Origin of the sequence: Ensifer sp. Root954 (assembly GCF_001429005.1) — a bacterium.
GTDB lineage: Bacteria > Pseudomonadota > Alphaproteobacteria > Rhizobiales > Rhizobiaceae > Ensifer > Ensifer adhaerens.
This window is the reverse complement of sequence record NZ_LMJM01000051.1, coordinates 148874-173327: the sequence shown is the minus strand read 5'-3', so window position 1 is coordinate 173327 and position 24454 is coordinate 148874. Positions and strand designations below refer to the sequence as shown.

At 62.8% G+C, this 24454-nt stretch carries 24 protein-coding genes; 13 read left to right on the top strand and 11 right to left on the bottom strand.

Annotated features, from left to right (window positions below):
• Positions 1-55: 55 nt before the first annotated feature.
• The 3 genes from ASE71_RS30105 to ASE71_RS30095 all read right to left on the bottom strand — a co-directional run bounded on the left by ASE71_RS30105 (position 56) and on the right by ASE71_RS30095 (position 3583).
• Positions 56-445: a hypothetical protein gene (locus ASE71_RS30105; RefSeq protein ID WP_060521720.1), complete on the bottom strand. Its 390-nt coding sequence runs from the start codon at positions 443-445 to the stop codon at positions 56-58.
• A gap of 93 nt (positions 446-538) precedes the next feature.
• A complete protein-coding gene (gene cueR / locus ASE71_RS30100) occupies positions 539-1009 on the bottom strand; it encodes a Cu(I)-responsive transcriptional regulator (RefSeq protein WP_060521718.1) in 471 nt (156 codons plus the stop codon).
• Between the two features lie 99 nt (positions 1010-1108).
• A complete protein-coding gene (locus ASE71_RS30095; RefSeq protein ID WP_060521829.1) occupies positions 1109-3583 on the bottom strand; it encodes a heavy metal translocating P-type ATPase in 2475 nt (824 codons plus the stop codon).
• Between the two features lie 362 nt (positions 3584-3945).
• Here ASE71_RS30095 and ASE71_RS30090 point away from each other — a divergent pair, with 362 nt between their 5' ends.
• Complete coding sequence (locus tag ASE71_RS30090) at positions 3946-4293, top strand: antibiotic biosynthesis monooxygenase family protein (protein WP_060521716.1); 348 nt, start codon at positions 3946-3948, stop codon at positions 4291-4293.
• Between the two features lie 226 nt (positions 4294-4519).
• Positions 4520-5458, top strand: coding sequence for an MYG1 family protein (locus ASE71_RS30085; RefSeq protein WP_060521714.1), 939 nt, complete (start codon positions 4520-4522; stop codon positions 5456-5458).
• A gap of 66 nt (positions 5459-5524) precedes the next feature.
• Here ASE71_RS30085 and ASE71_RS30080 read toward each other — a convergent pair whose 3' ends face one another.
• Positions 5525-6520 (bottom strand): GlxA family transcriptional regulator, encoded by a 996-nt coding sequence (locus tag ASE71_RS30080; RefSeq protein WP_060521713.1) that lies wholly within the window; start codon positions 6518-6520, stop codon positions 5525-5527.
• Between the two features lie 632 nt (positions 6521-7152).
• Here ASE71_RS30080 and ASE71_RS30075 point away from each other — a divergent pair.
• Entirely contained in the window at positions 7153-7350 is a 198-nt protein-coding gene (locus ASE71_RS30075; protein WP_060521711.1) for a hypothetical protein, read from the top strand.
• A 184-nt stretch (positions 7351-7534) separates the two neighbouring features.
• Here ASE71_RS30075 and ASE71_RS30070 read toward each other — a convergent pair whose 3' ends face one another.
• A complete protein-coding gene (locus ASE71_RS30070) occupies positions 7535-8557 on the bottom strand; it encodes a LacI family DNA-binding transcriptional regulator (RefSeq protein WP_060521709.1) in 1023 nt (340 codons plus the stop codon).
• A gap of 255 nt (positions 8558-8812) precedes the next feature.
• Between ASE71_RS30070 and ASE71_RS30065 the strand changes: the two genes are divergently transcribed.
• The 7 genes from ASE71_RS30065 (at position 8813) to ASE71_RS30035 (ending at position 16092) form a co-directional block, all read left to right on the top strand.
• Positions 8813-10147 (top strand): ABC transporter substrate-binding protein, encoded by a 1335-nt coding sequence (locus ASE71_RS30065; protein ID WP_060521828.1) that lies wholly within the window; start codon positions 8813-8815, stop codon positions 10145-10147.
• A 105-nt stretch (positions 10148-10252) separates the two neighbouring features.
• On the top strand, positions 10253-11200 hold the full coding sequence (locus ASE71_RS30060) for a carbohydrate ABC transporter permease (RefSeq protein ID WP_043613808.1): 948 nt from the start codon (positions 10253-10255) through the stop codon (positions 11198-11200).
• Positions 11197-12138, top strand: coding sequence for a carbohydrate ABC transporter permease (locus ASE71_RS30055; protein WP_043613810.1), 942 nt, complete (start codon positions 11197-11199; stop codon positions 12136-12138). Before ASE71_RS30060 ends, ASE71_RS30055 begins: the two co-directional genes overlap by 4 nt.
• Positions 12135-12323: a hypothetical protein gene (locus tag ASE71_RS30050; protein ID WP_034799314.1), complete on the top strand. Its 189-nt coding sequence runs from the start codon at positions 12135-12137 to the stop codon at positions 12321-12323. The genes ASE71_RS30055 and ASE71_RS30050 overlap by 4 nt, the downstream gene beginning before the upstream one ends.
• Before the next feature lie 3 nt (positions 12324-12326).
• Positions 12327-13424, top strand: a complete 1098-nt coding sequence (locus ASE71_RS30045; RefSeq protein WP_034799317.1) for an ABC transporter ATP-binding protein — start codon at positions 12327-12329, stop codon at positions 13422-13424.
• On the top strand, positions 13417-14412 hold the full coding sequence (locus tag ASE71_RS30040; protein WP_034799319.1) for an ABC transporter ATP-binding protein: 996 nt from the start codon (positions 13417-13419) through the stop codon (positions 14410-14412). Before ASE71_RS30045 ends, ASE71_RS30040 begins: the two co-directional genes overlap by 8 nt.
• A 9-nt stretch (positions 14413-14421) precedes the next feature.
• A complete protein-coding gene (locus ASE71_RS30035) occupies positions 14422-16092 on the top strand; it encodes a dihydroxyacetone kinase subunit DhaK (RefSeq protein WP_060521708.1) in 1671 nt (556 codons plus the stop codon).
• An 86-nt stretch (positions 16093-16178) separates the two neighbouring features.
• Here the strand turns inward: ASE71_RS30035 and ASE71_RS30030 are convergent, their stop codons facing one another.
• Positions 16179-16376 carry a heavy-metal-associated domain-containing protein gene (locus ASE71_RS30030; RefSeq protein ID WP_034799336.1) on the bottom strand — a complete coding sequence of 66 codons (198 nt, stop codon included), beginning with the start codon at positions 16374-16376 and terminating at the stop codon, positions 16179-16181.
• A 421-nt stretch (positions 16377-16797) separates the two neighbouring features.
• Here ASE71_RS30030 and ASE71_RS30025 point away from each other — a divergent pair, with 421 nt between their 5' ends.
• Positions 16798-18090 carry an NCS2 family permease gene (locus ASE71_RS30025; protein WP_034799339.1) on the top strand — a complete coding sequence of 431 codons (1293 nt, stop codon included), beginning with the start codon at positions 16798-16800 and terminating at the stop codon, positions 18088-18090.
• A 155-nt stretch (positions 18091-18245) separates the two neighbouring features.
• On the opposite strand, the gene ASE71_RS30020 is transcribed toward ASE71_RS30025, so the two are convergent.
• Together ASE71_RS30020 and ASE71_RS30015 are read right to left on the bottom strand one after the other, a co-directional pair.
• Positions 18246-18566: a 2Fe-2S iron-sulfur cluster-binding protein gene (locus ASE71_RS30020; protein WP_043613820.1), complete on the bottom strand. Its 321-nt coding sequence runs from the start codon at positions 18564-18566 to the stop codon at positions 18246-18248.
• A 42-nt stretch (positions 18567-18608) separates the two neighbouring features.
• On the bottom strand, positions 18609-19862 hold the full coding sequence (locus tag ASE71_RS30015; protein WP_113293792.1) for a cytochrome P450: 1254 nt from the start codon (positions 19860-19862) through the stop codon (positions 18609-18611).
• A 111-nt stretch (positions 19863-19973) separates the two neighbouring features.
• On the opposite strand from ASE71_RS30015, the gene ASE71_RS30010 reads away from it, so the two are divergent.
• Positions 19974-20822 carry a helix-turn-helix transcriptional regulator gene (locus tag ASE71_RS30010; RefSeq protein ID WP_060539366.1) on the top strand — a complete coding sequence of 283 codons (849 nt, stop codon included), beginning with the start codon at positions 19974-19976 and terminating at the stop codon, positions 20820-20822.
• 83 nt (positions 20823-20905) lie between these two features.
• On the opposite strand, the gene ASE71_RS30005 is transcribed toward ASE71_RS30010, so the two are convergent.
• The 3 genes from ASE71_RS30005 to puuE form a co-directional block, all read right to left on the bottom strand.
• Complete coding sequence (locus ASE71_RS30005) at positions 20906-21391, bottom strand: ureidoglycolate lyase (RefSeq protein WP_034799348.1); 486 nt, start codon at positions 21389-21391, stop codon at positions 20906-20908.
• 71 nt (positions 21392-21462) lie between these two features.
• Complete coding sequence (alc, locus tag ASE71_RS30000) at positions 21463-22482, bottom strand: allantoicase (RefSeq protein WP_060521704.1); 1020 nt, start codon at positions 22480-22482, stop codon at positions 21463-21465.
• A 10-nt stretch (positions 22483-22492) separates the two neighbouring features.
• On the bottom strand, positions 22493-23908 hold the full coding sequence (puuE, locus tag ASE71_RS29995; protein WP_060521702.1) for an allantoinase PuuE: 1416 nt from the start codon (positions 23906-23908) through the stop codon (positions 22493-22495).
• A 172-nt stretch (positions 23909-24080) separates the two neighbouring features.
• On the opposite strand from puuE, the gene uraH reads away from it, so the two are divergent.
• On the top strand, positions 24081-24452 hold the full coding sequence (gene uraH, locus ASE71_RS29990; protein WP_060521700.1) for a hydroxyisourate hydrolase: 372 nt from the start codon (positions 24081-24083) through the stop codon (positions 24450-24452).
• The last annotated feature ends 2 nt before the right edge of the window (positions 24453-24454 follow it).

Sequence of the window (24454 nt, the reverse complement as noted above, 5' to 3'; positions counted from 1 at the left end):
CTTCCGTCGGCCAAGACCAACGGAGACCCGCAGCAGCGGTCACGGATTCACGAAATCAGGCTCTTGGGGGACGATGAAGGCCGTCGAGCTCACCGGGGGTGAGCTGCGGGTGCGGGCCGAAATTGCGGATGGAGCGCGGGAAAGCCGGATGGCTTCCGTCGACATCGCCGAGCACCGCCACGGCGGCGCAGAAGGTCTTGCAGCAATCCTTCTTGTCCGCCTTGCCGTTTTCTTGTGCCGGCTTCACCTTGCCCTTGTCGAGGCTCGGGCAATGCTCGGTCGCAGCTTGCATCGGATTGGCGGCTGCCTCGATCTGCATCGAACCGTGCGCGGCCGCATGCATCATGCCGGAGGCGGTGGAAAAAGGCAGCACGGCCAGCGACAAAGCGATCGCCAGCTTCAGCACTATCAGCAAACGCAGATATGTGGTTCGCACCTTCTCCATGATCGATCCGTAGAAACGCCTTTGATTCCTGTCAATGATGCTTGCGCCTGGCGCCGTCACGAATGCGTGAGGCTCCAGGATGCGCACTCGTCGTCACCCGTGCCGCCGGTTGCGGACCGGATCGATGCCGGCCGTACCGAAGCGGGCGGGCTCGGTTACCTTCGTCGGCGCGTTCGTGGCGTCTGCGAGATCTTCGAGAATGGGACAGTCCGGGCGGCCGTCGCCATGGCAATGGGCGGCGAGGTGTTTCAGCGTCCGGCTCATCGCCTTCAGTTCCTCGGCCTTGCGCTCCAGGATCTCGACATGTTCGAGCGCGATCTTCTTGACCTCGCCGCTGGCGCGCTCGCGGTCGCGCCAGAGCGCCAAGAGGTCCGCCATCTGCTCGACAGTGAAACCGAGATCGCGCGAGCGGCGGATGAAGCGCAGCGTATGGACGTCGTTGTCGCCATAGTTGCGATAGCCGGCTTCGCTGCGGTCGGCCTGCGGGATGAGGCCAATTGTCTCGTAGTAGCGGATCATTTTCGTCGAGACGCCGGAGGCGCGGGAAGCTTCGCCGATATTCATGATGTCATCCTTTTTACCGCCGTGCGGCCATTCCCTTGAGAATATAAGGGCTCTCCCCGGCTTCCGCCATGCTGGCAATAGCCGGGGAGACGATCGAACCTAGGCCGCCTGTGCTGCGGCAACCGGGCGAAAGGCCCGAAGCCGCAGGGCGTTGCCCAGCACGAAGACGCTCGACAGCGCCATGGCACCGGCCGCAAAGATCGGCGACAGCAAGAGGCCGTAGACCGGGTAGAGCGCGCCGGCGGCAACCGGGATCAGCACCGCGTTATAGGCAAAGGCCCAGAACAGGTTCTCCTTGATGTTGCGGATCGTCGCCTTGGACAGCGCGATCGCATTCGGCACACCCAGGAGATCGCCGGACATCAGCACCACGTCGGCGCTCTCGATGGCGACGTCCGTACCGGTGCCGATCGCCAGGCCGACATCGCCTTCGGCGAGCGCCGGCGCATCGTTGATCCCGTCGCCGACGAAGGCGACCGCGCGTCCGCCTTGCTTCAGCTTCTTCAGAGCCGCGACCTTGCCATCTGGAAGCACTTCGGCGATCACCTCGTCGATGCCGAGCTTGGCCGCGATCGCCTCTGCGGTGCGACGGTTATCGCCGGTGATCATCGCAACCTTCAGGCCGAGATCGTGCAGCATGCGGATCGCCTGCGGCGTCGTTTCCTTGATCGGGTCGGCAACGGCGATGATCGCCGCCAACTTGCCGTCGATCGCGGCATAGAGCGGGCTCTTGCCTTCCGAGCCAAGGCGGGCCGCCTGGTCGGCGAAGGCCGACACGTCGAGCTTCAGCTGCGTCATCAGGCGGTCGGCACCGACATGGACGGTCCGGCCCGAGACTTCGGCGCTGGCGCCGAAACCGGGGATTGCCTCGAACCTGGCCGGTTCGGCGATCGCCAGTCCCTTTGCTTTGGCTGCGTCGACGATTGCTTCGGCGATCGGGTGCTCGGAGCGGGTTTCCACGGCGGCGACCAGCGTCAGCACGGTATCACGATCGAAGCCTTCGGCGGTTTCGAGGTCGGTCAGTTCCGGACGGCCCTTGGTCAGCGTACCGGTCTTGTCGACGGCGATGACGGCGGCGTTCCGCAGCGTCTGCAGCGCCTCGCCCTTGCGGAAGAGCACACCCATTTCGGCGGCGCGGCCGGTGCCGACCATGATCGAGGTCGGGGTGGCAAGGCCCATGGCGCAAGGGCAGGCGATGATCAGCACGGCGACGCCGTTGACGAGCGCGAAGGTGAGCGCCGGATCCGGACCGAAGACCAGCCAGATGCCGAAGGTGATCAGCGCAACGGCGATGACGGCCGGCACGAACCAGGCGGTGACGCGGTCGACCAGCGACTGGATCGGCAGCTTGGCGCCCTGGGCCTGCTCGACCATCTTGATGATCTGCGCCAGCACCGTATCGGCGCCGACCTTGGTGGCTCGGAAGGTGAAGGAGCCGGTCTTGTTGATCGTGCCGCCGACGACTTCGCTGCCGGCCACCTTTTCGACCGGAACCGGCTCGCCGGTGATCATCGATTCGTCGACATAGGAGTTTCCGTCGAGGACGCCGCCGTCGACCGGAACCCGGTCGCCCGGGCGCACGACAACGGTGTCGCCAGTCTGCACGTCGGACAGCGGCACCTCGACCGTCTCGCCGTTGCGGATGACGCGGGCGGTCTTTGCCTGCAGGCCCATCAGATGCTTGATCGCCTCGGAGGTCCGGCCCTTGGCGCGCGCCTCGAGGAACCGGCCGAGCAGGATCAAGGTGACGATGACGGCTGCAGCTTCATAGTAGACGTTGGCGGTACCGTCGGGCAGAAGGTCCGGCGCGAATGTGGCGACGACCGAATAGATCCAGGCGGCGGAGGTGCCGATCGCGACCAATGAGTTCATGTCCGGCGCCAGGCGGAAGAGGGCGGGGACACCCTTCTGGTAGAAACGCAGGCCCGGGCCGAAGAGCACCAGCGTCGTCAGCGCGAACTGCAGATACCAGCTTTCCTGCATGCCGATATTGTTCATGACGAATTCGTGCACGCCCGGGATGAAGTGCGAGCCCATTTCAAGCACGAAGATCGGCAGCGTCAGGACGCCGGCAATCAGCAGCGCGCGCGCAAGCTTTCGCGTCTCCTGTTCGCGCTTCTCGCCTTCGCGGTCGACGCTTTCGTCGCCGGTGATGCGCTTGGCGGCATAGCCGGCAACGCGAACCGCCTCTTCGAGTGCGGCGGCGGTGGCGATGCCCCTGGTTATGCGCACCGACGCGCGCTCGGTCGCCAGATTGACGTTGGCTTCGGTGACGCCCGGCACGGTCTTCAGCGCCTTTTCAATGCGGGCGACGCAGGACGCGCAGGTCATGCCTTCGATGGTGAGCTCGACCGTGTCTTCGGCCGCACCATATCCGGCATTCTCGATCGCCTTGACGATGTCGGCCGACTTGGTGCTGGCATCGAAGCGGACGTCGGCGCGTTCCGTTGCGAGGTTGACCGAGGCTTCGGTCACACCAGGCACAGCGCGAATAGCCTTTTCGACGCGCGCCACACAGGATGCGCAGGTCATGCCCTCGACGGGAATGCTGGCGCTCAATGCCGCGGCGGACATCGCTTCGAGATCGTTTGTTCTAATGGGGGTCACAGATCCCATGATCGTGCTCCTTTCTCTGTCTTTTGTCACAACATGGGGCTTCCAACGATGGGAAGGTCAAGGGCGCAAAAGAGATTTCTGCACGCCATCTTCAGAGCGGCTGGGAGAGGTCTGCCACCGTAGCGACAATGGCCCGATTCACGATGGAAGCCGCCTTGACGCAAGTTCAGCCGCGAGGCCCGGCAGGTTTGTCAAAGCGCAGTTCGAATGGCTCCCGGCTTGCCGGCGATCGCAAGGCTGCGACCGTGGTTCGCCTGCCTCTTGCGAGTGAACTGCATCGGATCCATCCTGTAGAAGTTGCGTCCCATAGGGAGGTTAGGATGACGGCTTACAATTGTGTCCGTTTCCGCGTGAGACCCGGTCAAGAGGAACGGTTTGAGCAGCTTTTTCGCAGCGCTGGTCGCGACTTTGAAGGCTTGAGGAAGATGGCGCTCAGCAAGTCAGCGGATGGATCGTATTTCTCAATTGCCGAATGGGAAAGCCTTGAGGCGATCGCCGCGGCACGGCCCATGATGAAGGCGAACCTCGACACGTTCCGCGATACACTCCTGGAACTCAGCCAGGATCTTGGGGTCACGGACCCGATTTCCGGCGAGGCGATCTTTGAAATGGCGTTAGAGCAATATGCTGCGCAAGGCGTGACGGCAACAGCTCCGTCGGTTGGTTGACGGGGAGGTCGGCCTTGGCTGCTAAGGTCGCGGACCCGATAACAGTGATGTTGTCGGCTTGCGAACGCGTGGGGTAGCAGCAGGACGGGCACGACATCTAGCGCCGGATTTTGGATAGCTTGAGAGCAGAACACTGCGACGAAGGCGCGATGACGGGTTGAGGTCACCGCGGGCAATGGCTATGTCGTGCCGCACACACGCGTCACGAACCATAAGGCCATTCGGAATGATCCCAGACTTTCTCGTTACACATTCCGGTGGCTTCCACGCCGACGAGCTGCTTTCCAGCGTCATCCTTACGCGGCTTTTCCCTGAGGCTCGCCTCGTTCGCAGCCGGGCGCCGGAATGGCTGAAGCCGGGGGCAGACCGTATCATTTATGATGTTGGCGGGCAGTATGATGCCGCAGCCGGACTGTTCGATCATCATCAGCGCGGGGCGCCGGTTAGAGAGGATGGCCAGCCCTACAGTTCGTTCGGCTTGATCTGGAAGCATTACGGCCGCGCCTATTTGGCAGCGTTCGGCGTTCCCGAGGCCCATGTGGAGGCGGTCCATGCGGCCTTCGATGCGCGCTTCGTGCTGCCGGTGGATCTGGTCGATAACGGCGCGCTCGACCCCTCCGTGGCCGGCCCCTTGGCGGGGCTGACGCTGTCGGCGCTGCTGGAAACCTTGAAGCCTGTCTTCGACGAATCCGGCCAGGAGGCCGAGGACCGCAGCTTCCATCGGGCCCTTTCGATCGCGCGCGCCTTCGTCGAGGCTGGCGTGTCGCAACGCGCCGCCAAGCTTCGGGCCGAGGCGCTCGTGCTGCAGCAGATCGCCCTTGCCGGTGAGAGCCGAGTGCTCGAACTGCCGCGGGGCATGCCGTTCCGCCCGGCGATCGTGAAAGCTGGCGCCGACCACCTGTTGTTCGTCGTTCATCCGCGCGAGAATGACTGGTGCCTGACGGGCATTCGCAAGGCCGATGAAGGGTTTGAGCTGCGCGCCGATCTGCCGGCTGCCTGGGCCGGCCTGACGAACGGCGAGCTGGAGGCGGCTTGCGGCGTGGCTGGCGCGCGGTTCTGCCACAACGGCCGCTTCATCGCGGCGGCAGCGACGCGGGAGGCAGCACTGGCCATGGCCGAGCTCGCCGTCAAGGAAGCAGTATCGGCGGGCAGCGGTCAGGCCTGAGGAAACTGATGAGCCGACGGCGGCGGCTATGGCCAGTGCGCTGTCGGCAGGATCGCCTGTGACGGGTCACGCCGAAAGCGTGGCCCTGAACTTGCTCGGCGATTGACCGTAGGTTTTTGCAAAAATCCGCGAGAAGTGGCCGGCGTTCTCGAACCCGACTTCGAGCGCGATGTCGATCAACGGCGCCTTCGTCTGCGTCAGCAGATGCTTGGCGCGTTCCAGCCGAAACTTCCGATAGACGAGCGCCGGCGACATTTTCGCCTTGTCCATGAACAGGCGTTCGAGCTGCCGTCGGGACAAGCCGACGGATGCGGCCAGCTCCGGGATCGACAGCGTGTTGTCCGTGTGCTGCTCCATGATGATGAGAGCGGCATTCAGGCGTGGGTCGTTGCTCTCGATCGCCAGCGGTTTTCTCGGCTGGACATGAAGATGCGAGCGGGCCTTGTCGATCTGCAGCACCTCGAGCGCATTTCGCTCGGCTTCCTTGCTGATATGCAGGCGCACGATATGGGCCGCCATGTCGGCGGCACTGCTGCCGCCAGCGCAGGATCCACGGGTGCGATCGAGATTGAAGAGACGGTCCGAGCGAACCTTGAGATCGGGGAACCGCTCGCGGAACGCCTGATAATGAAGCCAGCTGACGCAGACGGTGTGCCCGGTCATCAGGCCCGCTTCGGCAAGGACGAATGTCCCTGTACAGAGACCGATCAGAGGCACCTTGCGCGCCGCCGCCTTCTGGAGGAAGCGGACGGTGTCGTCGGCGATCGGCTGTTTGCTGTTGAGCAGGCCGCCGACCACGACGATGTAGTTGAACCCGGCGGGATCAACGAGGTCGGATGTCGGCGCCACCTGCACGCCGCAACTGGAGGCGATGAGATGCCGCGTGTTGCCCAGCACCTGCCAGTCGGCACGGATGCGGCCGGACTTGTCGAGCTCGTCGCTCGCAAGTCGCAGCGTGTCGATGAAGAGCGCGAATGCCGAAAGGGTGAAGGACCGCGCCAGAACGAAGCCGATCTTGAGACGTTCGGGCTGTGTCTCGCTGGATTTGATGGTCGTTGTCATGTGCCCTTCATGCTCGCGCCGCCAAGACCTCCCGTTGCCTATCGAGCATGCTCGGACATATCAGGGAGAGGTAGCCGCTGGCGGCCGAGACTTGCCTTTCGCTGTCCATGGGAGCCTGGGGTCCGTTCTTCCGGCACCCCATGGTGTGGCGCGGGAGGTCGACGCCCGGATGAAGGCGTCTTCGTCCACATCATAACGAAGAGGACGGGCTCAAATTGCTCTCGTCACGACCTGCGCCGCTACGGTTACGAACATTGCGGCCAGTGTCAGCGCCGCACTGAACCGTGCGACCTTCATCCGCCGTTCGCGTGAGCCGCTCCAATCATACCCCATCACTTCACTTCCCTCCCTCCCGACTGGGCCAGAACGCGTTTGCTCGGGCTTCCGCCGAACTGCAGGTCTCGCCAAGTCACGGCTTTGAGTTACCCCTCATGCTGCGGCGATGCCGGCGATCGTGTCAAGCTTGCCTCGGCGCGAGCAATGTTCAGGTGCCCGTCATAGCTCTGCGCAAAGGCGGCTGCGCAAAGGAATTTGCTGTTCGAGGGCGCAAACCCCCTAGTTGTGCGGGGAGCCTCTTTCCGCCGTTGTGATAGTTTTCTCTTTGGTGTGATTTTTTAAAGGGAGGGCGAAGAATGCCCGGCACATTCTCTACCGCCGACATGGACGTGATCAAACAGCAGCACGAGGATTGGTGTCGCGCGAACGACACCGACCCGAACAGTCCCGCGGGAATAGAGAAAGCCATGCAGATGCTGGTGAATTATGGCGGCGGCGCCAGCCAGCAACCGTCCGCGCAGCCGCAGAAGGTGCGCGCCAAAGCGCGCGCCTGATCTCCGCATCCACCCACGTCATTTAGCGGTCCGCGCCTGTCCTGGATCGCCTTGAACGAAGGGGCCTGGTCATAGTCGGGTGCGTTGGGCGGGCCTCCTCACGCGCCTGCCGGCGGCGCGGTCGCGATCAGGCGTTGCCCCCATCTGCTTGGGGTGCGCACGTCAAAGATGCGCTCTCCGAGGGTCAGAGGTTCTCCTTGAGGAGGACCTCTATTCTGATCTTGTCCTGTGCGGCGTGCGGTTCGCGAAAATCCGTTCGCGCGCGCATGATGCGGATGGCACTGCGCACCGCGTGTCCCGGGTCCTGGGCGATGACGGCGTCAACGCTGGCGTCGCGCAGGCCACGTTCGCTGAAGGGGGTGCGTTCGTGGACGACCACCGTGATCTTTTGCAGATCGGTGAAAGATGCGGCGCCCTCGAGCGGGATCCGGGCCTCGGAACTCAACACGTAGATCGCCGCAACCTCTTGATTGTTTTCAAGAACCCTCTGGAGGATCTGGGTGGCCCTGCGCTTGTCGCCGTGGGTTTCGACCGAGGGCAGACATTGCAGGTGAGGGAACTGTGAGTTGACGATATCGTCGAAGCCGAAGCGTCGCTGGATGCTGTCGAGCGACTGCATCGTCTCGGCCACGATCAGGACCTTTCCCGCCCTCCGGCCGACAAACCGGCCGATGATCTTGGCCGCCGTCGCGCCGGCGGCGTAGTTGTCGACGCCCACGAAATCGGCGGTCGGGAGCTTTTCCTGTCCGGACAGAAATTGCACGAACTTGACGCCGCGTTCGATCAGGCGGCCGATCGCGTCGCGCACTTGCGGCGATTCCGGCGCCATCATCGCGATCCCGTCGAATTCGTTCTCGTCTATATCGGCGAGGTACTTGGCGACCTTATGCGGGTCGTCTATCGGGATCTGGACGACATCAAGGTCGATGAGATCCCCCTTCATCGACACCCGCGCCTCTTCCACCCGATGGATGAGTTCCGCCAGATACAGATCGCCGCTCGTCGGCAGCACGAACCGGAACCGGTAGCTCTTGTTGCGGGCAAGGCTGACGGCTGCCGGGTTTCGAATAAATCCAATGCGCTCAATGGCTTCGTTGACACTGCGAACGGCCCTCGGGCTGACATTCGGCCTGTCGTTCAGCACGCGGTCGACGGTTGCGAGGCTCAAGCCCGCTGCCTCAGCAAGATCTTTGGCTGTTGGCCGCATGCGGAACTCCCAGTGTGTATCGTCTCCAATCTACTCCACCAAAATCGCCGCGAAATCAAGAATTGATGTGCGCACCTCAAAAATCGCTTGCGCTGAGGTGCGCACCTCAGTTATGAATCCTTCAGCGAAGAACGCAGGCCCTGAGTGCGGCCGCGCCCACCGCTAGTGCCAAGAGGATTTAGGTACGCCAACCGCCCGGTCAGGGCGCATTCCTTCTGATGGAGGTCAGAAGGTACAAGGGGGAGGAACCCAATGATGAAACGGATTCTGTTGAGCTCGACAGTCATGGTCGGAGCGTATTTTGCCGTTGCGGGTGCGTCCGGTACGCACGCTTCCGCAGCCGAACTGACCCTTTGCTGGGCCGCCTGGGATCCGGCCAATGCGCTCGTCGAGCTCAGCAAGGATTTCGAAGCCAAGAGCGGCAACACGATGAAGTTCGAATTCGTGCCGTGGCCGAACTTCGCCGACCGGATGCTGAACGAGCTGAATTCCGGCGGCAAGCTCTGCGATCTCATGATCGGCGACAGCCAGTGGATTGGCGGCGCCGCCGAGAATGGCCAGTACATCAAGCTCAATGATTTCTTCGACAAGGAAGGGATCAAGATGGACGACTTCATTCCCGCAACCGTCATCGGTTACGCGGAATGGCCGAAGAATTCGCCGAACTACTGGGCTCTGCCGGCGTTCGGTGACGTGGTCGGTTGGACCTATCGCAAGGACTGGTTCTCGCGTCCCGAACTCCAGGCGGAGTTCAAGCAGAAATACGGCCGGGATCTCGCCGTGCCGAAGACCTTCGCCGAACTCAAGGACATCGCCGAATTCTTCCAGAAGCGCCAGGTCGACGGCAAGACCGTCTATGGCGCTGCCATCTATACGGAGCGCGGCTCAGAAGGCATTACCATGGGCGTGATGGACGTGCTCTACAGCTACGGCTTCGAGTACGGAAATCCGAAGAAAGCCTATGAGCTCGACGGCTTCGTCAACTCGGCGGACGCAGTCAAGGGCCTGGAATTCTACAAGGCGCTCTACGATTGCTGCACACCGCCCGGCCATTCCGACGCCTACATGTCGGAGGATATCGACGCCTACAAGTCCGGCCAGGTCGCCCTGCAGATGAACTTTGCCTTCACCTGGCCCGGCATCCATGCCGACGCCAATGTCGGCGGCGACAAGTCCGGCTACTTCCCCAATCCTGCTGGACCGACCGGTGTGCAGTTCGCCCAGCTCGGCGGCCAGGGCATCTCGGTCGTCGCAGCGTCCGACAAGCAGAAGGAAGCGCTGGATTACATCAAGTGGTTTGCGCAGCCTGAAATCCAGAAAAAGTGGTGGGCGCTCGGCGGATACTCCGCACTGCGCTCGGTGGTCGAGGACCCGAGCTTCGCCACGAGCCAGCCCTATGCGCAGACCTTTCTGGATTCGATGGCAATCGTGAAGGACTTCTGGGCCGAGCCGTCCTACGCCTCGCTGCTGCAGGCCTCGCAGAAGCGCTTCCACGATTACGTCGTTGCCAACCAGGGCACGGCGAAGGATGCGCTTGATGGTCTCTCTGAGGACTGGAAGGACATCTTCGAAGACGAAGGCAAGTATTGACGCAAACACCCGCCGCCTCCCGGCGGAAGCGTCCATGCGGGGCCGGCCGGCCGATCTCTCGCGCCGGCCCTGCATGCCAATTTGTCAATGCCTTAGGGGAATACCATGCTCCATTCTTCGATCGATCGCGCTGCGCACGCGACGCCGCCCGTGCTTGCACGGCGCATCAGAGGGTTGTCGGACCGCGCGATCGCCTGGATCTTCGTCGCACCGTCCATTGTGCTGTTGCTTGCGATCAACATCTTTCCGCTGATCTGGACCGTCCGGCTGAGCTTCACCAATTTTCGCGTAAACCGCCCGAACGAACCTGTTCAGTTCGTCGGTCTGCGCAACTACCTCAACATCCTGACCGACAAGGACATCTGGCTGACGATGCAGGCGACGGCCCATTTCCTGATCTGGACGATCGTCCTGCAGGTGCTGATCGGCTTTGCTCTCGCCTATCTCATCAACAAGAAGTTCCGCGGCAACGACCTGTGGACGACCATCATCGTGCTCCCGATGATGCTGAGCCCGGCCGTCGTCGGAAACTTCTGGACCTTTCTCTACCAGCCACAGATCGGCCTGTTCAATTACGCGATCGGGTTCCTGACCGGAGCAGACCCGTCCAGCTTCTCGATGATCGGCGACACGTCGCTGGCGCCCTGGGCGATCATCATCGTCGACACCTGGATGTGGACGCCGTTCGTCATGCTCATCTGCCTTGCCGGGCTGCGCTCCATTCCGAGCAGCATCTATGAGGCGGCGGAGTGCGACCGGGCCAGCAGCTGGCGCCAGTTCTGGACCATCACCATCCCGATGGTGCTGCCGTTCCTGATGCTGGCCATCCTTTTCCGCGGCATCGAGAACTTCAAGATGTTCGACCTGGTCGTGCAGCTGACGGGCGGTGGCCCGGGCTCGATCACGGAGCTGACGTCGATCAACCTGAAGCGTGAAGCCTTCGAGAAATGGCGCACCGGATACGCGTCCGCCTATGCCGTCATCCTCTTCGTGACCGTCTTCGGCCTTGCGTCGATCTATGTCAAAGCACTCAACAAGGTGAAGCAGAGATGAGCAGCTTTTCTGTAACGGAGCCATCCGCACGGCAGAAGTGGTTCGCAGGCGCCCTAGTCGTGCTTTATGCGGTGATCACCATTCTCCCGTTGCTCTGGATCATCGGAACGGGTTTCAAATCGCCCTCTGACGCGATCGCCTATCCGCCGAAGACCTTCTTCGAGCCGACGCTCGAAGGCTATGTGAACCTCTTCACGACGCGCACCCGCGTTTCGGAAGAACAACTGAAGGAAATGGGCGAACCGAAGACCTGGTACGAGCGTCTCGTTCGCAAGGATGGGCTGATCATCGCCGGCCCGTCGCGGTTCCCGGAGCGCTTCTACAATTCCGTCATCATCGGGTTCGGCTCGACGGTGCTGTGCATCGTGCTCGGAACGGCCGCGGCCTATGCCTTCTCGCGCTTCAAGGTGCCGCTCAAGGACGACCTGCTGTTCTTCATCCTTTCCACGCGCATGATGCCGCCGATCGCGGTCGCCATTCCGATCTTCCTGATGTTCCGCTCGCTCGGGCTAAACGACACCCATGCCGGCATGATCCTGCTCTATACGGCAGTCAACCTGTCGCTCTCGGTCTGGCTGCTCAAGGGCTTCATCGACGAGATCCCGATCGAGTATGAAGAGGCAGCGCTGATCGACGGCTACACTCGCTTCCAGGCTTTCTACAAGGTCGTGCTGCCCCAGGCGGCGACCGGCATCGCGTCGACGGCTATCTTCTGCCTGATCTTCGCCTGGAACGAATACGCCTTCGCCGTGCTGCTCACGTCGGGCACCGCGCAGACCGCACCGCCCTTCATCCCGACGATCATCGGGGTCGGTGGGCAGGACTGGCCGGCGGTGGCGGCCGGTGCGACCCTCTTCCTCGTCCCCGTGATGGTGTTCACGATCCTGCTTCGCAAACACCTGCTGCGCGGCATCACCTTCGGAGCGGTAAGAAAATGACAGCTTTCCTCAACCAGTTGCTCCGCCTTCGCCGTGGCGCATGGGAAATGGTGGCATCGGTGCTCATCGCGCTCGGCGTGGTCATGCTCATGCAGCCAGTGTCGCTCACGCTCTACTCCTTCTCCTTCCTCGTGACGCTGCTTGGAACAGTCATGTTCATCATCGTCAGCCATTTTCCGGAGTGACCCATGGCACAGATCAGAATTGAAAATGTGCGCAAGGAGTTCGGAGCGTTCACGGCTGTCCAGTCTTCGAGCTTCACGGTGGAAGACGGCGAGTTCTTCATGCTGCTCGGCCCATCGGGATGCGGCAAGACGACGACGCTTCGGATGATGGCGGGACTGGAGCTGCCGACGAGCGGCCAGATCTATATCGGCGGCGAAGAGGTCGGCATGAAGCGGGCGAGGGAGCGCGATATCGCCTTCGTCTTCCAGATGTTCGCCCTCTATCCCCACATGAACGTACGCAAGAACATCTCCTATCCGCTCGTCAGCCAGGGGATGAAAAAGGCGGATGTCGCCGCGCGTGTCGCCGAGGTGGCAAGGATCCTCAGAATTGAAGGCATTCTCGACAAGCCGGTTGGCGGGCTCTCGGGCGGTGACCGCCAGCGTGTTGCGCTCGGCCGGGCGATTGTCCGCAACCCGAAGGCCTTCTTCATGGACGAGCCGCTCGGCGCGCTCGACGCGGAGTTCCGCGAACACATGGCGGGGGAACTGCGGGCGCTGCACGATCGCATGGGCGCGACCACCGTCTATGTGACCCATGACCAGCTGGAAGCGATGCAGATGGGCGACAAGATCGTCGTCATGAACCACGGCGTCATCGAGCAATTCGGCCGGCCGCAGCAGATCTACGACTGGCCGGCGACGAAGTTCGTCGCCAAGTTCATCGGCTCCCCGTCCATGAACTTTCTGGAGTTCGAGGGCATGATCGGTGTCGGCGGCGACAGCATCGATCTCGGTGGGAAAAAGGTGGCGGTGCCGGCGTCGCGTGAGGGCAGGGCCGGCACGCTGTCGCTCGGTGTGCGTCCCGAGCATGTCCGTTTCGTCGACGACTCCAGCTACAGAGGCCGCGTGATCGCCGTCGAGTATCTCGGCACGACACAGATCGTCACGATCGAAACGCCGAACGGCGAGATTAAGGCGCGCACGCCCTCCAGTCAGGCAGCCCGTACCGACGAGCTTCTCGGTCTCGATTTCAACGCGCGGACCTTGACGCTCTTCAATGCGGAGACGGGTCGTGCTCTTGTCTCCGAAGCCAACGAGGGAGTGCTGCGCCGTGGCTGAAGTCATCCTAAGAAACGTGACGAAGACATTCGGCACCCACACAGCGCTGGACGATGTCTCGATGACGATCCCGGACGGGTCGTTCGTGGTTCTCCTGGGCCCGACAGGCGCCGGAAAGACGACGACGTTGCGCATGGTCTCGGGGCTCGACACGCCTAATAGCGGCGAGATCTTTATCGGCGGGATGTCCGTGCAAGGACTGACGCCGGCGCAGCGCAACGTGGCGATGGTATTCCAGCAATATTCGCTCTATCCGCATCTGTCCGTCCGGCAGAACCTGGAATTTCCGCTGAAATCCCCCCTCTTGAAAACGCCGCAGAAGACGATCGACGAAAAGGTGAACGCCATCGCCGAGGTCTTGCAGATTTCGCACAAGCTCGACAACAAGGCGACCGCCTTGTCCGGTGGCGAAATGCAGCGCGTGTCGATCGGGCGTGCGCTTGTCAGAAACCCGCAGATATACCTGATGGACGAGCCCTTGAGTTCGCTGGACGCGAAGCTTCGAGCCGATCTGCGCGTCGAACTGAAGAACATTCAGGCAAAGTCCGGGGCGACGCTTCTTTACGTCACCCACGACCAGATCGAAGCGATGACCATGGCAACGCATATCGGTGTGCTCGAAGAGGGCAGGCTTGTTCAGTTCGGATCACCAAGAGAGGTCTACGAAGCGCCGGTCAGCGTTTACGCCGCGACCCGCCTCGGCCAGCCGCGCATCAACGTCCTGCCTGCCAAGCTTTTTGCGGGCGCGCCGGACAAGGCGCAGTCGATCGGCCTTCGCCCCGAAAATATCGTCCAGGGAGCCGGAGAAGATGCACTCGTGACCCGTGTCGAACATCTGGGCGACCAGACGCGCCTGCATCTCACGTTCAAGCAGCACAACCTCGTGACGGTCACGGACCCCCACACCGGGTTCCGCGGCGGCGAGACCATCAAGATCCAGCCAGACAAGCCGCTCTTCTTCGACGCGGCCGGAATGCGCATCGCTTAGGAGGCGAACATGAATCAGTTTATCAACCGCAAGGAAAATGCGGTTACTGAAGCGATCGACGGGGTTCTTGCCGCATCCGGCGGCGCGCTCAGCCGCCTCGACGGATATCCGCACATTCGCGTCGTCCTGCGCTCTGACTGGGACAAGGGCAAGGTCGCGCTCGTCTCCGGTGGCGGCTCGGGACACGAGCCCGCGCATATCGGCTTCGTCGGCAAGGGAATGCTGACGGCCGCCGTCTGCGGCGACGTCTTCGCATCGCCGAGCGTGGACGCGATCCTCGCCGGTATCCTGGCGGTGACGGGACCTGCCGGCTGCCTGCTGATCGTCAAGAACTACACCGGTGACCGGCTGAACTTCGGCCTCGCGGCCGAACGCGCCCGCGCCTACGGCCTCAATGTGAGCATGGTCATCGTCGATGACGACATCGCGCTGCCGGACCTTCCGCAGGCACGCGGTGTCGCCGGTACCCTGTTCGTCCACAAGATCGCCGGAGCGCTCGCAGAAAGCGGGGCGGACCTCGATACGATCGCCAATGCGGCGCGCAAGGTCATATCGGGCACGAGCACCATCGGCATGTCGCTCGATACCTGCACCGTTCCGGGCTCGCCGAAGGAACATCGCATCCCCGAGGGCCATGCGGAACTCGGCCTCGGCATCCATGGAGAAGCTGGCGTCGAGCAGATTGTGCATTCCGATGCGAGAAGCGCTGTTGCCGCCATGGTCGAGCGTCTGCAGGCGGCGATGGAGGACAAGCCGCACGTGGTGCTCGTCAACAATCTCGGCGGAACGTCTATCCTGGAAATGTCTATTCTCATGCACGAACTCGCCCAGTCGGCGATCGCCGATCGGATCGTGCATCTGGTCGGACCTGCGCCGATGATGACGTCGCTGGACATGCGCGGCTTTTCCGTCTCCGTCTACCCAGCTGACAAGGCCGAGCTGGAGCTGTTGTCCCGGCCCGTGGCGCTTCCGGCCTGGCCAGGCGTGACCGCCGTCAGGCCGGTGAATGTACGCGCCCTGCCTGATGGCCTGACGCCGATTTCGCCTCTGCCTTCGCGGCACGATGCGACGCGGCAGTTCCTGCTTGCCTGCTGCAACCTGCTGATCGATGCGGAAAAGGACCTGAATGCACTCGATGCCAAGTCCGGAGACGGAGACACCGGCTCGACGCTCGCCGGCGCCGCACGGGCACTCATTCAGGCCCTCGATCGCCTGCCGCTATCCGACCACACGCAGCTCTTCCGCGCCATCGGGCAGGAGTTGAGCCAGACGATGGGCGGCTCTTCGGGCGTGCTTCTGGCGATCTTCTTTGCCGCCGCCGGGGATGGCGCCTCGAGCGGGCTTTCGATCCGCGAAGCGCTGAAAGCCGGGTTGGCGCGCATGCAGGAAATCGGCGGGGCGCAGATCGGCGACCGCACCATGGTCGACGCGCTTTCTCCGGCACTGGACGCGCTCGACGCGAGCATCGGCGCGGCCTCCAAGGCGGCGCGCGACGGCGCCAATCTGACCGCGACGCTGGTGCGGGCAAGGGCAGGGCGTGCCGCTTACATCAATGCCAAGCAACTCGAAGGGCACATCGATCCCGGCGCCGAAGCGGTCGCTCGCCTGTTCGAGCACCTGGCACGGCATCCGGATATGCTCGGGCGCCAGCCGGAGGGGGCTGCAGCCGTCGCCGGCTGACGGTGACCGAAACATTGCCCTGACAACAAAACGCCCCGGAAAGCCGGGGCGTTTCGTGACGGGAGGTGTCGGAGGGGAGCGTGCGCTCAGAGCGCGCGGCTCTCGTATCCGGCCGCCTTCAGGGCGTCTGCGATCGGCCCTGCCGCTGCGGCGGTCTCGACGCTGACTTCCCGATTGCCGAGATCGACCTTGATCGTTGCCTGCGGGTCGACGCTCAGGATCGCCTTCTGGACGACGCCGGCGCAGTGGCCACAGGTCATGTTGTCGATCTTGTAGTTCTGCATGCTTGTCTCCTTGGTTCGGTTGTGAGACAAACATGGCGTCTCCCACCGTTGGAAGGTCAATAGGCCTTCAAGATATTTGTTCACGGCATTTCCAGTCGCGCGAACGGTGGAAAATACCCCCGCAAGTGTAGGCCAGCGGCCCCTCAAATTCTCCGAAAAATTTGAAAGTCTTTCATCATCGATCCCGGGAATGGACGGCTAGCGGTCTGCGTCCGGAAGTCGCACAATCCAAAGGCTGTGCAAGAGGCATTCGCGTCGTCCGAAAGAGGGCGGACGATCGCCAGCCGGCACGAAGCCTAAAGCGAAGCGATCGTTCCGGACTGTCCGGGCGTTCGAAATGCACTGGTCGGGAACTGGAGGAGACGGTTTCCCGCTCACTGTCGTTCGGCTGCGTCGTGGTGACGCCGCCAAGGGAGGAAAGATGTTTGAACGACTATTCAAGCTGAAAGAGCATCAGACGACGGCGCGCACCGAGGTGATCGCCGGTATCACGACATTCCTGACGATGTCCTACATCATCTTCGTCAACCCCGACATCCTGTCGAGCACGGGCATGGATAGGGATGCCGTCTTCGTCGCAACCTGTATTGCCGCGGCACTCGGCTCTGCGGTCATGGCGCTCGTCGCCAACTGGCCAATCGGCATGGCGCCGGGCATGGGCCTCAACGCCTTCTTCGCCTTCACCGTCGTTGCGGCGCTTGGCTTCACCTGGCAGCAGGCGCTGGGTGCTGTCTTCATCTCGGGCGTGATCTTCCTGATCCTGACCGTGACGGGGGTCCGAAGCTGGCTGATCGCCGGCATTCCGCATTCGCTTCGAAGCGCGATCGCCACCGGTATCGGCCTCTTCCTTGGCATCATCGCCCTGAAGAACGCCGGCATCGTCGTCGACAACCCGGCAACGCTCGTCGGTCTCGGCGACCTCAAGCAGACTGGCCCGCTGCTCGCGATCCTCGGCTTCTTCGTGATTGCCGTTCTGGACTCGCTAAAAGTTCGCGGCTCGATCCTGATCGGCATCCTGGTCGTCACCGTCCTGTCGATGATCCTCGGCGTCAGCGAGTTCAAGGGCATCGTCTCGGCACCGCCGAGCATCGCGCCGACCTTCTTGCAGCTCGACATCATGGGCGCCCTGCACGGCGGCCTGCTGCATGTCATCCTCGTCTTCGTGCTCGTCGAAGTCTTCGACGCTACCGGCACGCTGATCGGTGTCGCCAAGCGCGCCAAACTGGTGGAAGAAGGCAAGCCGAACCGTCTGGGCCGCGCGCTTCTCGCCGACAGCACCGCGATCGTCGCCGGCTCGCTGATCGGTACCAGCAGCACGACCGCCTATGTCGAAAGTGCCTCGGGCGTCCAGGCCGGCGGCCGCACGGGTCTGACCGCGCTCACCGTCTGCGTGCTCTTCCTGGCCGCGCTGTTCTTCTCGCCGCTGGCAGCTGCCGTTCCGTCCTATGCGACGGCCCCGGCTCTGCTCTACGTTGCCGGCCTGATGATGCGCGAACTGACGGAAGTCGAGTGGGACGACCTGACGGAAGCGGCTCCGGCAGCGCTTACAGCACTCGCCATGCCCTTCACCTACTCGATCGCCAACGGCCTCGCCTTCGGCTTCGTCAGCTATGTCGTCTTGAAGGTCTTCACCGGTAAGTGGAGCGTCATCCACCCGGCAACCCAGCTCGTGGCAGCGCTCTTCATCGTGCGCTTCGCGTTCTTCGCCGAATAACGAAAATCGGCCGGGGCATGCCGCCTCGGCCGATCAGAACTTCCCCGTAAGTGCTGGCCGGAGCAACGAAATGTTGCTTCGGCCTTTTTGCCTCGATCTGGCTTAAAGAGCGCAAATCCGAACGGAAAGCCGCTTCGCACTTTTCCTGGATTTGCTCAGTATTGCCCGGCGGGCAGATGCACCACAAGGCCGTCGAGTTCGGCCGACACCGTGATCTGACAGCTCAGGCGGCTGCGCTCGTTCGGATTGACGACGCACTCGATCATGTCCTGTTCCTGGAACTCGGGCGCCGGCAGGCGGTCGCTCCATTCGCCGTCGATGTAACAGTGACAGGTGCCGCAGGCGCAGGAGCCGCCGCATTCGGCGGCAATGGCGTCGATGCCGTTCTGCACGGCGGCTGACATCAGCGATTGGCCGATCTCCGCCTGAATTTCTTTCGTCGTGCCGTCCGCGTCGATGAAGACGATCTTGGGCATGGGTATTCTCCGATAGCGTATGTTAATGTCGAGGATATGGGATCAGGCCGGCCGGATGGCGATCGTCAGCCGCTTGGGTCCACGGACCGAAAGACCGCGCTTGTATTCCGGCTCCCGGTCGACGAGTTCGATGGTTGGGAAACGGCGAAGCAGGGTGCTGAAGATGATATCCATGTCGAGGCGCGCGAGGTGGTTGCCGAGACAGAAATGCACGCCGCCGCCAAAGGCGAGATGACGGTTGGGCGTCCGGCCGATGTCGAACGTGTCGGCATTCTCGAACTGCTTGGGGTCGCGGTTGGCGGCGCCATAGAGCAGGCCGAACTTGGTGCCACGCTCGAAGCGATGGCCGAAGATCTCGATGTCCTCGACGCAATGGCGGTGGAAGAACGGAAGCGGCGACTCGTAGCGGAACATTTCCTGCACGCCGGTCTGGATCAGGCCGGGTTCGCTCCGCAGCCGCGCCATCTGCTCGGGGAAGCGCAAGAGTGAATGCATGCCGCTGCCAAGCACATCGATCGTGGAACCGTGGCCGGCCATCAGGATCAGCATGCAGGTGGAGATGAATTCGTCGAAGTTCATGGCGCCGGTGCGCTCCGCCTCGATCAGCACCGAGATGAGGTCATCCTTCGGCGCCCGCTCACGTTCGGCCTTCAAGGCCGTCAGGTATTCGTAGAACTCGGTCGTATTGCGCTCGGCGAGCTCCTTGCGCGCGTCGGATCGGTCGACGTCGAAGAACTGCACGATGTTTTCCGACCAGATCCGCAGCTGCGGACAGTCCTCGTCCGGCACGCCGAGCAGGCGGCCGATGATATGGCCGGGAACATGGGCGGCCAGATCATCGACAAAGTCGATCTCGCCGCGATCGGCGAGGCTATCGATCAGCCGGTCGACATAGGCCTGGATCTGGTCGCGGAGCTTCGCAATCATCGCAGGCGTGAATAGTTTGAAGACCTGCTTGCGCAAGCGGTCATGCACGGCACCATCGCTGTCGAGCAAGCTGAACTGCACGAAGCGCTCGTGGTGCGGCATGTCGTGCCAATTGGCGGCGCGCTGCAGTTTTGAGAGCTCTTCCTTGGTTGCGAGGTCTTCGAGCGAGCGCACCATGCGCTTGTCCATGACGATCGCCGAGACGTCCTCGAAGCGCGAGGCAAGCCAGATGTCGAAATCCGCAAAGTAGTGCAGCCCCTCTTTTTCGCGCAGCGCGCGATAGGTCGGATAGGGATCGCGAGCAAAATCCGGGGACAGCGGCGCGAAGGTGAAATTCGCGGCATCGCCATTCGGCGCGGCTTCGGTCATGGGCAATTCTCCGTGCATAAAGCTGCATGATAACGTCACTGCCGTAGCTCTGTGAATGGCGCCCTGTCGCAAGATGATGGACAAAACTCGCGTCGGATGCCAGAAAATGGCATGCTGACCGAAAGCGAAGAGATCCATTTCCACACCCCGGCAAAATTCGCAGGTGCGTTTCCCTATCTGGCGCTGGTGGCCGGAAGCCGGACGGCGCGCCCTGACGAGGCGCCGATCCGCAAACGGTTCCACCAGCACGTCTTCGTCTACACAACAGGCGGACGCGGGTTGATCGAGGTGCACGGTCAACGTTTCCCTGCCGAAACCGGCAGTGTCGCCTGGCTAGATACCTCTCAGGCCTATGCGCATAGCTGCGCTGCCGACAGCGAAAGCTGGCGTTATCTCTGGATGGGGATCGAGGGACACGGGCTTGATGCGCTCTACCAGTTTCTCGGCGTGCAGCAGTCGCCATTGTTCGTGCCGAGAGACCTGCGGAGAGCACAGGCGGCGTTCGAAAGTGTGAGGGGATTTCTTGCAGAGCGCTCGCCGGCGACGGACGCCCTGTCGAGCGCCGCGATCGCGGGGCTGATGGCGGACATGATCGCGCCACGGCTGATCGGAGCCGAACCGGCCGAGGACAGGTCCGGTGAAGACCGTTTGCTTCAGGTGCTGTCGGTGATGCGCGGCGATCTCGCCAGGCCCTGGACGATCGACGAACTTGCGGCGCTTGCGCGGCTGAGCCCGTCGCAACTCTTTCGTCGCTTTCGCGACATGGTGGGAACGACGCCGATGGACTGGCTGCGCCACGAGCGGATCAACCAGGCGAAACGCCTGCTGGTTGGACCCGATGCCAAGGTCTCGGCGGTGGCCGCCGTCTGCGGCTATCCGGATCCCTATCATTTCTCGCGCGATTTTCGCCGCGTGACCGGATACACGCCGACAAAATTCCGGCGGGATGGCGGCTATTGAGGTCGCAGTCTTCGTCGATTTCGGCGGCCAGCGAGGCCCTGGCGCACCGATAACCCGACCGGACGACCGGGTCATGCATTGATTCACACGATCAGGAACGGCTCCTTGAAGAAATGTTCCTCGAGATTGACGCCTTCGCCGCCGCGATCGACCACCGCGAAATCCGAGACGTCATCGAGCGGCGTCAGGATGCCGTGCCAGACATTGCGGGCGATGTTGACGCCCTGGCCCGGGGTGGTCTTGAAGGCGATCGGTTCACTCGGGCCTTCGTCGGTTTCCCGGGAGACGACGATCAGAAACGGGTTGTCGCTCAAGGGGATGAAGGCCTGGCTGCCGAGCGGATGGCGCTCGACCATGGTGAGTTTCAGCGGCAGCGGATAGGGTACGCCGCGCACCAGGCTGATCATGGGCCGGGCCTTTTCGCCGGTTGTATCGATCTTGGCGAGGTCGTGGTAGCGGGTTGCATTGCCCCCGTTGATGGGGAAGTTGTTGGCATTCTCCGTTTCGATCACGTCGCCGAAAGGCGCAAAGGCCTCCCGGGTCAACGGCTGTATGACGATCTCCTTCATGTGACGCTCCTCCGTCCAATGTTGATGGGTTGCCTGGAAGTTTGATCGCTTCGCCTCCTCGGCGAAACGATCTAGATGCCGGCTTTCGCAATACGCCCGAAGACACGCAGCCGGCTGACGCCGCCGTCGGGGAAGATGTTGAAGCGCACGTGGGTTACCGGACCCGCGATCGCGAGTGCGCTTGCTTCATAGGTGTGGATGCTGTCGGCGGCGAGTTTCTGCGGCGGCAGGACCTCGCGCCAGAACATCGACGATGCCGTAATGGATGCGGCCACTTCGCAAGCGTTCGCTCCAAGGTCTGCCGCCTGCAGCGAACAGGCGTCCGGGTAGTTGCCCTTGAAGTGGGCGGTATCGACCACGATCCGGTCGATCTCGCCGCGCGCGGCGAGTTTCACCACGATCCAGTCGTTGCCGGGCTCGCGCCGCCGGCGGGTCTCCCAACCGTCGCCCATGTTGATGCCGCGTCCGGGCGCAAGCAGCCGCTGGTGGCCGTAGTGTCCGTTGGAATAGGCGATGATGCGCCCGCCGAGCAATGATGAGGCCAGATCGACCACCGTGTCGCCGATCGCTGCCCGGTCTAGCGCAGGCGCGCCGTAAACCCGAAGGCGGGCGACGCCGCCGTCGGGATAGATGCGCAAGCGCACATGGCTCCAGACAGAATCCGACCGCGCTTCGAAGTGATGCAGCGCGCTCGGGCCAAGCGGCCGAGGGCAGACCAGCTCCGTCCAGACCGTCCGATCGTCCGGGCCATCCGGTGCCAGGCAGGCGTCGATGGCGCAAGCGCTCGGGTAGTTGCCGGTGAAATGAGCGGTATCAACCTCGAAGCCCCGGATGAGGCCGTTCGTCGCGAGTGCCACGATGGCGTGGTCGTTGCCGGGGCCGCGGCGTCGCCGCGTCTCCCAGCCGTCCATCCACTTGCCGTTCTCGTCATAGACACCGGGATGATAGACCGGCGGCGCGTCCTGCAGCATGCGTTCGAGCGGCGCGAAGAACTCGTCGGTTGCAAAGACCGGCCGCGCGCCGAGACCGGCGGAGGCAAGGTTGATCGCGTTCAGCGCGAATTCGGGCGGGTTCACGCCGTCGATCGTCATCGCGAGACCCTCAGCTCGGCAGCATGTCCTTGAGGCGCAGATAGGCGATCCGCTCCACCTGCCGGCACGCGGTCTCGAACTCCGTATCGCGATCGTTGCCGATCCGGCTTTCGAAGGCGGCGAGGATCTCGTCCTTGCTGCGGCCCTTGACCGCCATGATGAACGGGAACTTGAACTTCTCGACATAGGCGGCGTTGAGCGTGGTGAAGCGTTCACGCTCGGCATCGGTCAGCGCATCGAGGCCGGCACCGGCCTGCTCGTTGGTCGAGCTTTCGGTCAGGCGCTTGGCCTGCGCCAGCTTGCCGGCGAGATCGGGGTGGGCGATCAGCACAGCAAGCCGCTCCTCGGCCGAAGCTTCGCGGAAGACTGCGGAAAGGGCGGCGGCAAGGCCGATCGCGGTGTCGTTGGCCGGCGAAAGTTCGCCCTGGAAGGCGCGCTTCGCGATCCACTTCGAATGTTCGAAGACGCCGCCGAACCTGGCGACGAACGCCTCTTCGCCAAGCCGCGACGGACGATCGTCCCAGGCCTTGTACGGGTAGTTTTCGGCCCAGTGGCGGGCGATATCGACGCGTTTTGCGAGCCACACCTTCTCGTGGCCCTGCACATAATCGAGGAAGCGGGCGAGTGCCGCGGCGCGGCCGGGCCGGCCGACGAGGCGGCAGTGCAGCCCGATGCTCAGCATCTTCGGCGCACCGGCCGTACCTTCGGCGTAGAGCACGTCGAAGCTGTCCTTGAGGTAGCTGAAGAACTGGTCGCCGCTGTTGAAACCCTGCGGCGTAGCAAAACGCATGTCGTTGCTGTCGAGCGTGTAGGGGATGACCAACTGATGGCGCCCCGCATGCTCATGCCAATAGGGCAGGTCGTCGGCATAGGCGTCCGACACGTAGTCGAAGCCGCCGGCTTCCGTCACGAGGTCGAGCGTGTTGTCGGAACAGCGCCCCGTATACCAGCCGCGCGGGCGCTCGCCGGTGACGATGGTGTGCAGCCGGATCGCCTCGGCGATCTCCTGGCGCTCGCGCTCCGGCGAAAAGTCCTTGTGTTCGATCCATTTCAGGCCGTGCGAGGCGATTTCCCAGCCGGCGTCCTGCATGGCGGCGACCTGTTCCGGTGAGCGCTTCAGCGCGGTTGCGACGCCATAGACGGTCGCCGGCACGCCGCGCTCGGTGAACATGCGATGCAGCCGCCAGAAGCCGGCGCGTGCGCCATATTCGTAGATCGATTCCATGTTCCAGTGGCGCTGGCCCTGCCAAGCCTGCGCACCGACGATTTCCGACAGGAATGCCTCGGAGGCTGCGTCGCCGTGCAGCACGCAGTTCTCGCCGCCTTCCTCGTAATTGATGACGAATTGCACGGCGATCCGCGCGCCGTCGGGCCATGTGATCTTGAAGTTCGGGCCGTGGCCGTGAAGATCGCGGGGGTATCTCATCTAAGCAGCTCCTCCAGACATTTTCGTCTCTGCATCCAATTTCTAGCGGCATTTGTTTCGAGCCATTCCCCCCAAAAAATTTGAAAGTCTCGAATGATCCGGTCGCTACCAAGCGGGTGGGAATGCCGGAATACTGCGAGGTGGAAAGCTGACTTCGGGAGGAGCGAAAACTATGCAATCTCAGGGTGGAAACGCCGGCCGTTTGACGACGCACGTGCTGGATACGGCCAGCGGCAAACCGGCCGAAGGGCTGCGCATCGAGCTCTACCGGGTCGATGGCGATCGCCAGACGCATATCAAGTCCGTCAAGACCAATGACGACGGCCGCTGTGACGAGCCGCTTTTGAGCGGCGAGCGCATGCAGACCGGTACCTACGAGCTGCAGTTCCATGCGGGCGATTATCTCGGCGGCACAGCCAAGCGCGGTGACAACCCGTTCCTCGACGTGATCCCAATCCGCTTCGGCATCGATAACCAGGGCGCGCACTATCACGTGCCGCTGCTGCTTTCGCCCTATGGCTACTCCACCTATCGCGGGAGCTGAGC

What these genes read in the sequence shown, in the direction of transcription:
- ASE71_RS30105 (WP_060521720.1), bottom strand. Translation starts at nt 445, where the DNA reads ATGGAGAAGGTGCGAACCACATATCTGCGTTTGCTGATAGTGCTGAAG.
- cueR (WP_060521718.1), bottom strand. Translation starts at nt 1,009, where the DNA reads ATGAATATCGGCGAAGCTTCCCGCGCCTCCGGCGTCTCGACGAAAATG.
- ASE71_RS30095 (WP_060521829.1), bottom strand. Translation starts at nt 3,583, where the DNA reads ATGTCCGCCGCGGCATTGAGCGCCAGCATTCCCGTCGAGGGCATGACC.
- ASE71_RS30090 (WP_060521716.1), top strand. Translation starts at nt 3,946, where the DNA reads ATGACGGCTTACAATTGTGTCCGTTTCCGCGTGAGACCCGGTCAAGAG.
- ASE71_RS30085 (WP_060521714.1), top strand. Translation starts at nt 4,520, where the DNA reads ATGATCCCAGACTTTCTCGTTACACATTCCGGTGGCTTCCACGCCGAC.
- ASE71_RS30080 (WP_060521713.1), bottom strand. Translation starts at nt 6,520, where the DNA reads ATGACAACGACCATCAAATCCAGCGAGACACAGCCCGAACGTCTCAAG.
- ASE71_RS30075 (WP_060521711.1), top strand. Translation starts at nt 7,153, where the DNA reads ATGCCCGGCACATTCTCTACCGCCGACATGGACGTGATCAAACAGCAG.
- ASE71_RS30070 (WP_060521709.1), bottom strand. Translation starts at nt 8,557, where the DNA reads ATGCGGCCAACAGCCAAAGATCTTGCTGAGGCAGCGGGCTTGAGCCTC.
- ASE71_RS30065 (WP_060521828.1), top strand. Translation starts at nt 8,813, where the DNA reads ATGAAACGGATTCTGTTGAGCTCGACAGTCATGGTCGGAGCGTATTTT.
- ASE71_RS30060 (WP_043613808.1), top strand. Translation starts at nt 10,253, where the DNA reads ATGCTCCATTCTTCGATCGATCGCGCTGCGCACGCGACGCCGCCCGTG.
- ASE71_RS30055 (WP_043613810.1), top strand. Translation starts at nt 11,197, where the DNA reads ATGAGCAGCTTTTCTGTAACGGAGCCATCCGCACGGCAGAAGTGGTTC.
- ASE71_RS30050 (WP_034799314.1), top strand. Translation starts at nt 12,135, where the DNA reads ATGACAGCTTTCCTCAACCAGTTGCTCCGCCTTCGCCGTGGCGCATGG.
- ASE71_RS30045 (WP_034799317.1), top strand. Translation starts at nt 12,327, where the DNA reads ATGGCACAGATCAGAATTGAAAATGTGCGCAAGGAGTTCGGAGCGTTC.
- ASE71_RS30035 (WP_060521708.1), top strand. Translation starts at nt 14,422, where the DNA reads ATGAATCAGTTTATCAACCGCAAGGAAAATGCGGTTACTGAAGCGATC.
- ASE71_RS30030 (WP_034799336.1), bottom strand. Translation starts at nt 16,376, where the DNA reads ATGCAGAACTACAAGATCGACAACATGACCTGTGGCCACTGCGCCGGC.
- ASE71_RS30025 (WP_034799339.1), top strand. Translation starts at nt 16,798, where the DNA reads ATGTTTGAACGACTATTCAAGCTGAAAGAGCATCAGACGACGGCGCGC.
- ASE71_RS30020 (WP_043613820.1), bottom strand. Translation starts at nt 18,566, where the DNA reads ATGCCCAAGATCGTCTTCATCGACGCGGACGGCACGACGAAAGAAATT.
- ASE71_RS30015 (WP_113293792.1), bottom strand. Translation starts at nt 19,862, where the DNA reads ATGACCGAAGCCGCGCCGAATGGCGATGCCGCGAATTTCACCTTCGCG.
- ASE71_RS30010 (WP_060539366.1), top strand. Translation starts at nt 19,974, where the DNA reads ATGCTGACCGAAAGCGAAGAGATCCATTTCCACACCCCGGCAAAATTC.
- ASE71_RS30005 (WP_034799348.1), bottom strand. Translation starts at nt 21,391, where the DNA reads ATGAAGGAGATCGTCATACAGCCGTTGACCCGGGAGGCCTTTGCGCCT.
- alc (WP_060521704.1), bottom strand. Translation starts at nt 22,482, where the DNA reads ATGACGATCGACGGCGTGAACCCGCCCGAATTCGCGCTGAACGCGATC.
- puuE (WP_060521702.1), bottom strand. Translation starts at nt 23,908, where the DNA reads ATGAGATACCCCCGCGATCTTCACGGCCACGGCCCGAACTTCAAGATC.
- uraH (WP_060521700.1), top strand. Translation starts at nt 24,081, where the DNA reads ATGCAATCTCAGGGTGGAAACGCCGGCCGTTTGACGACGCACGTGCTG.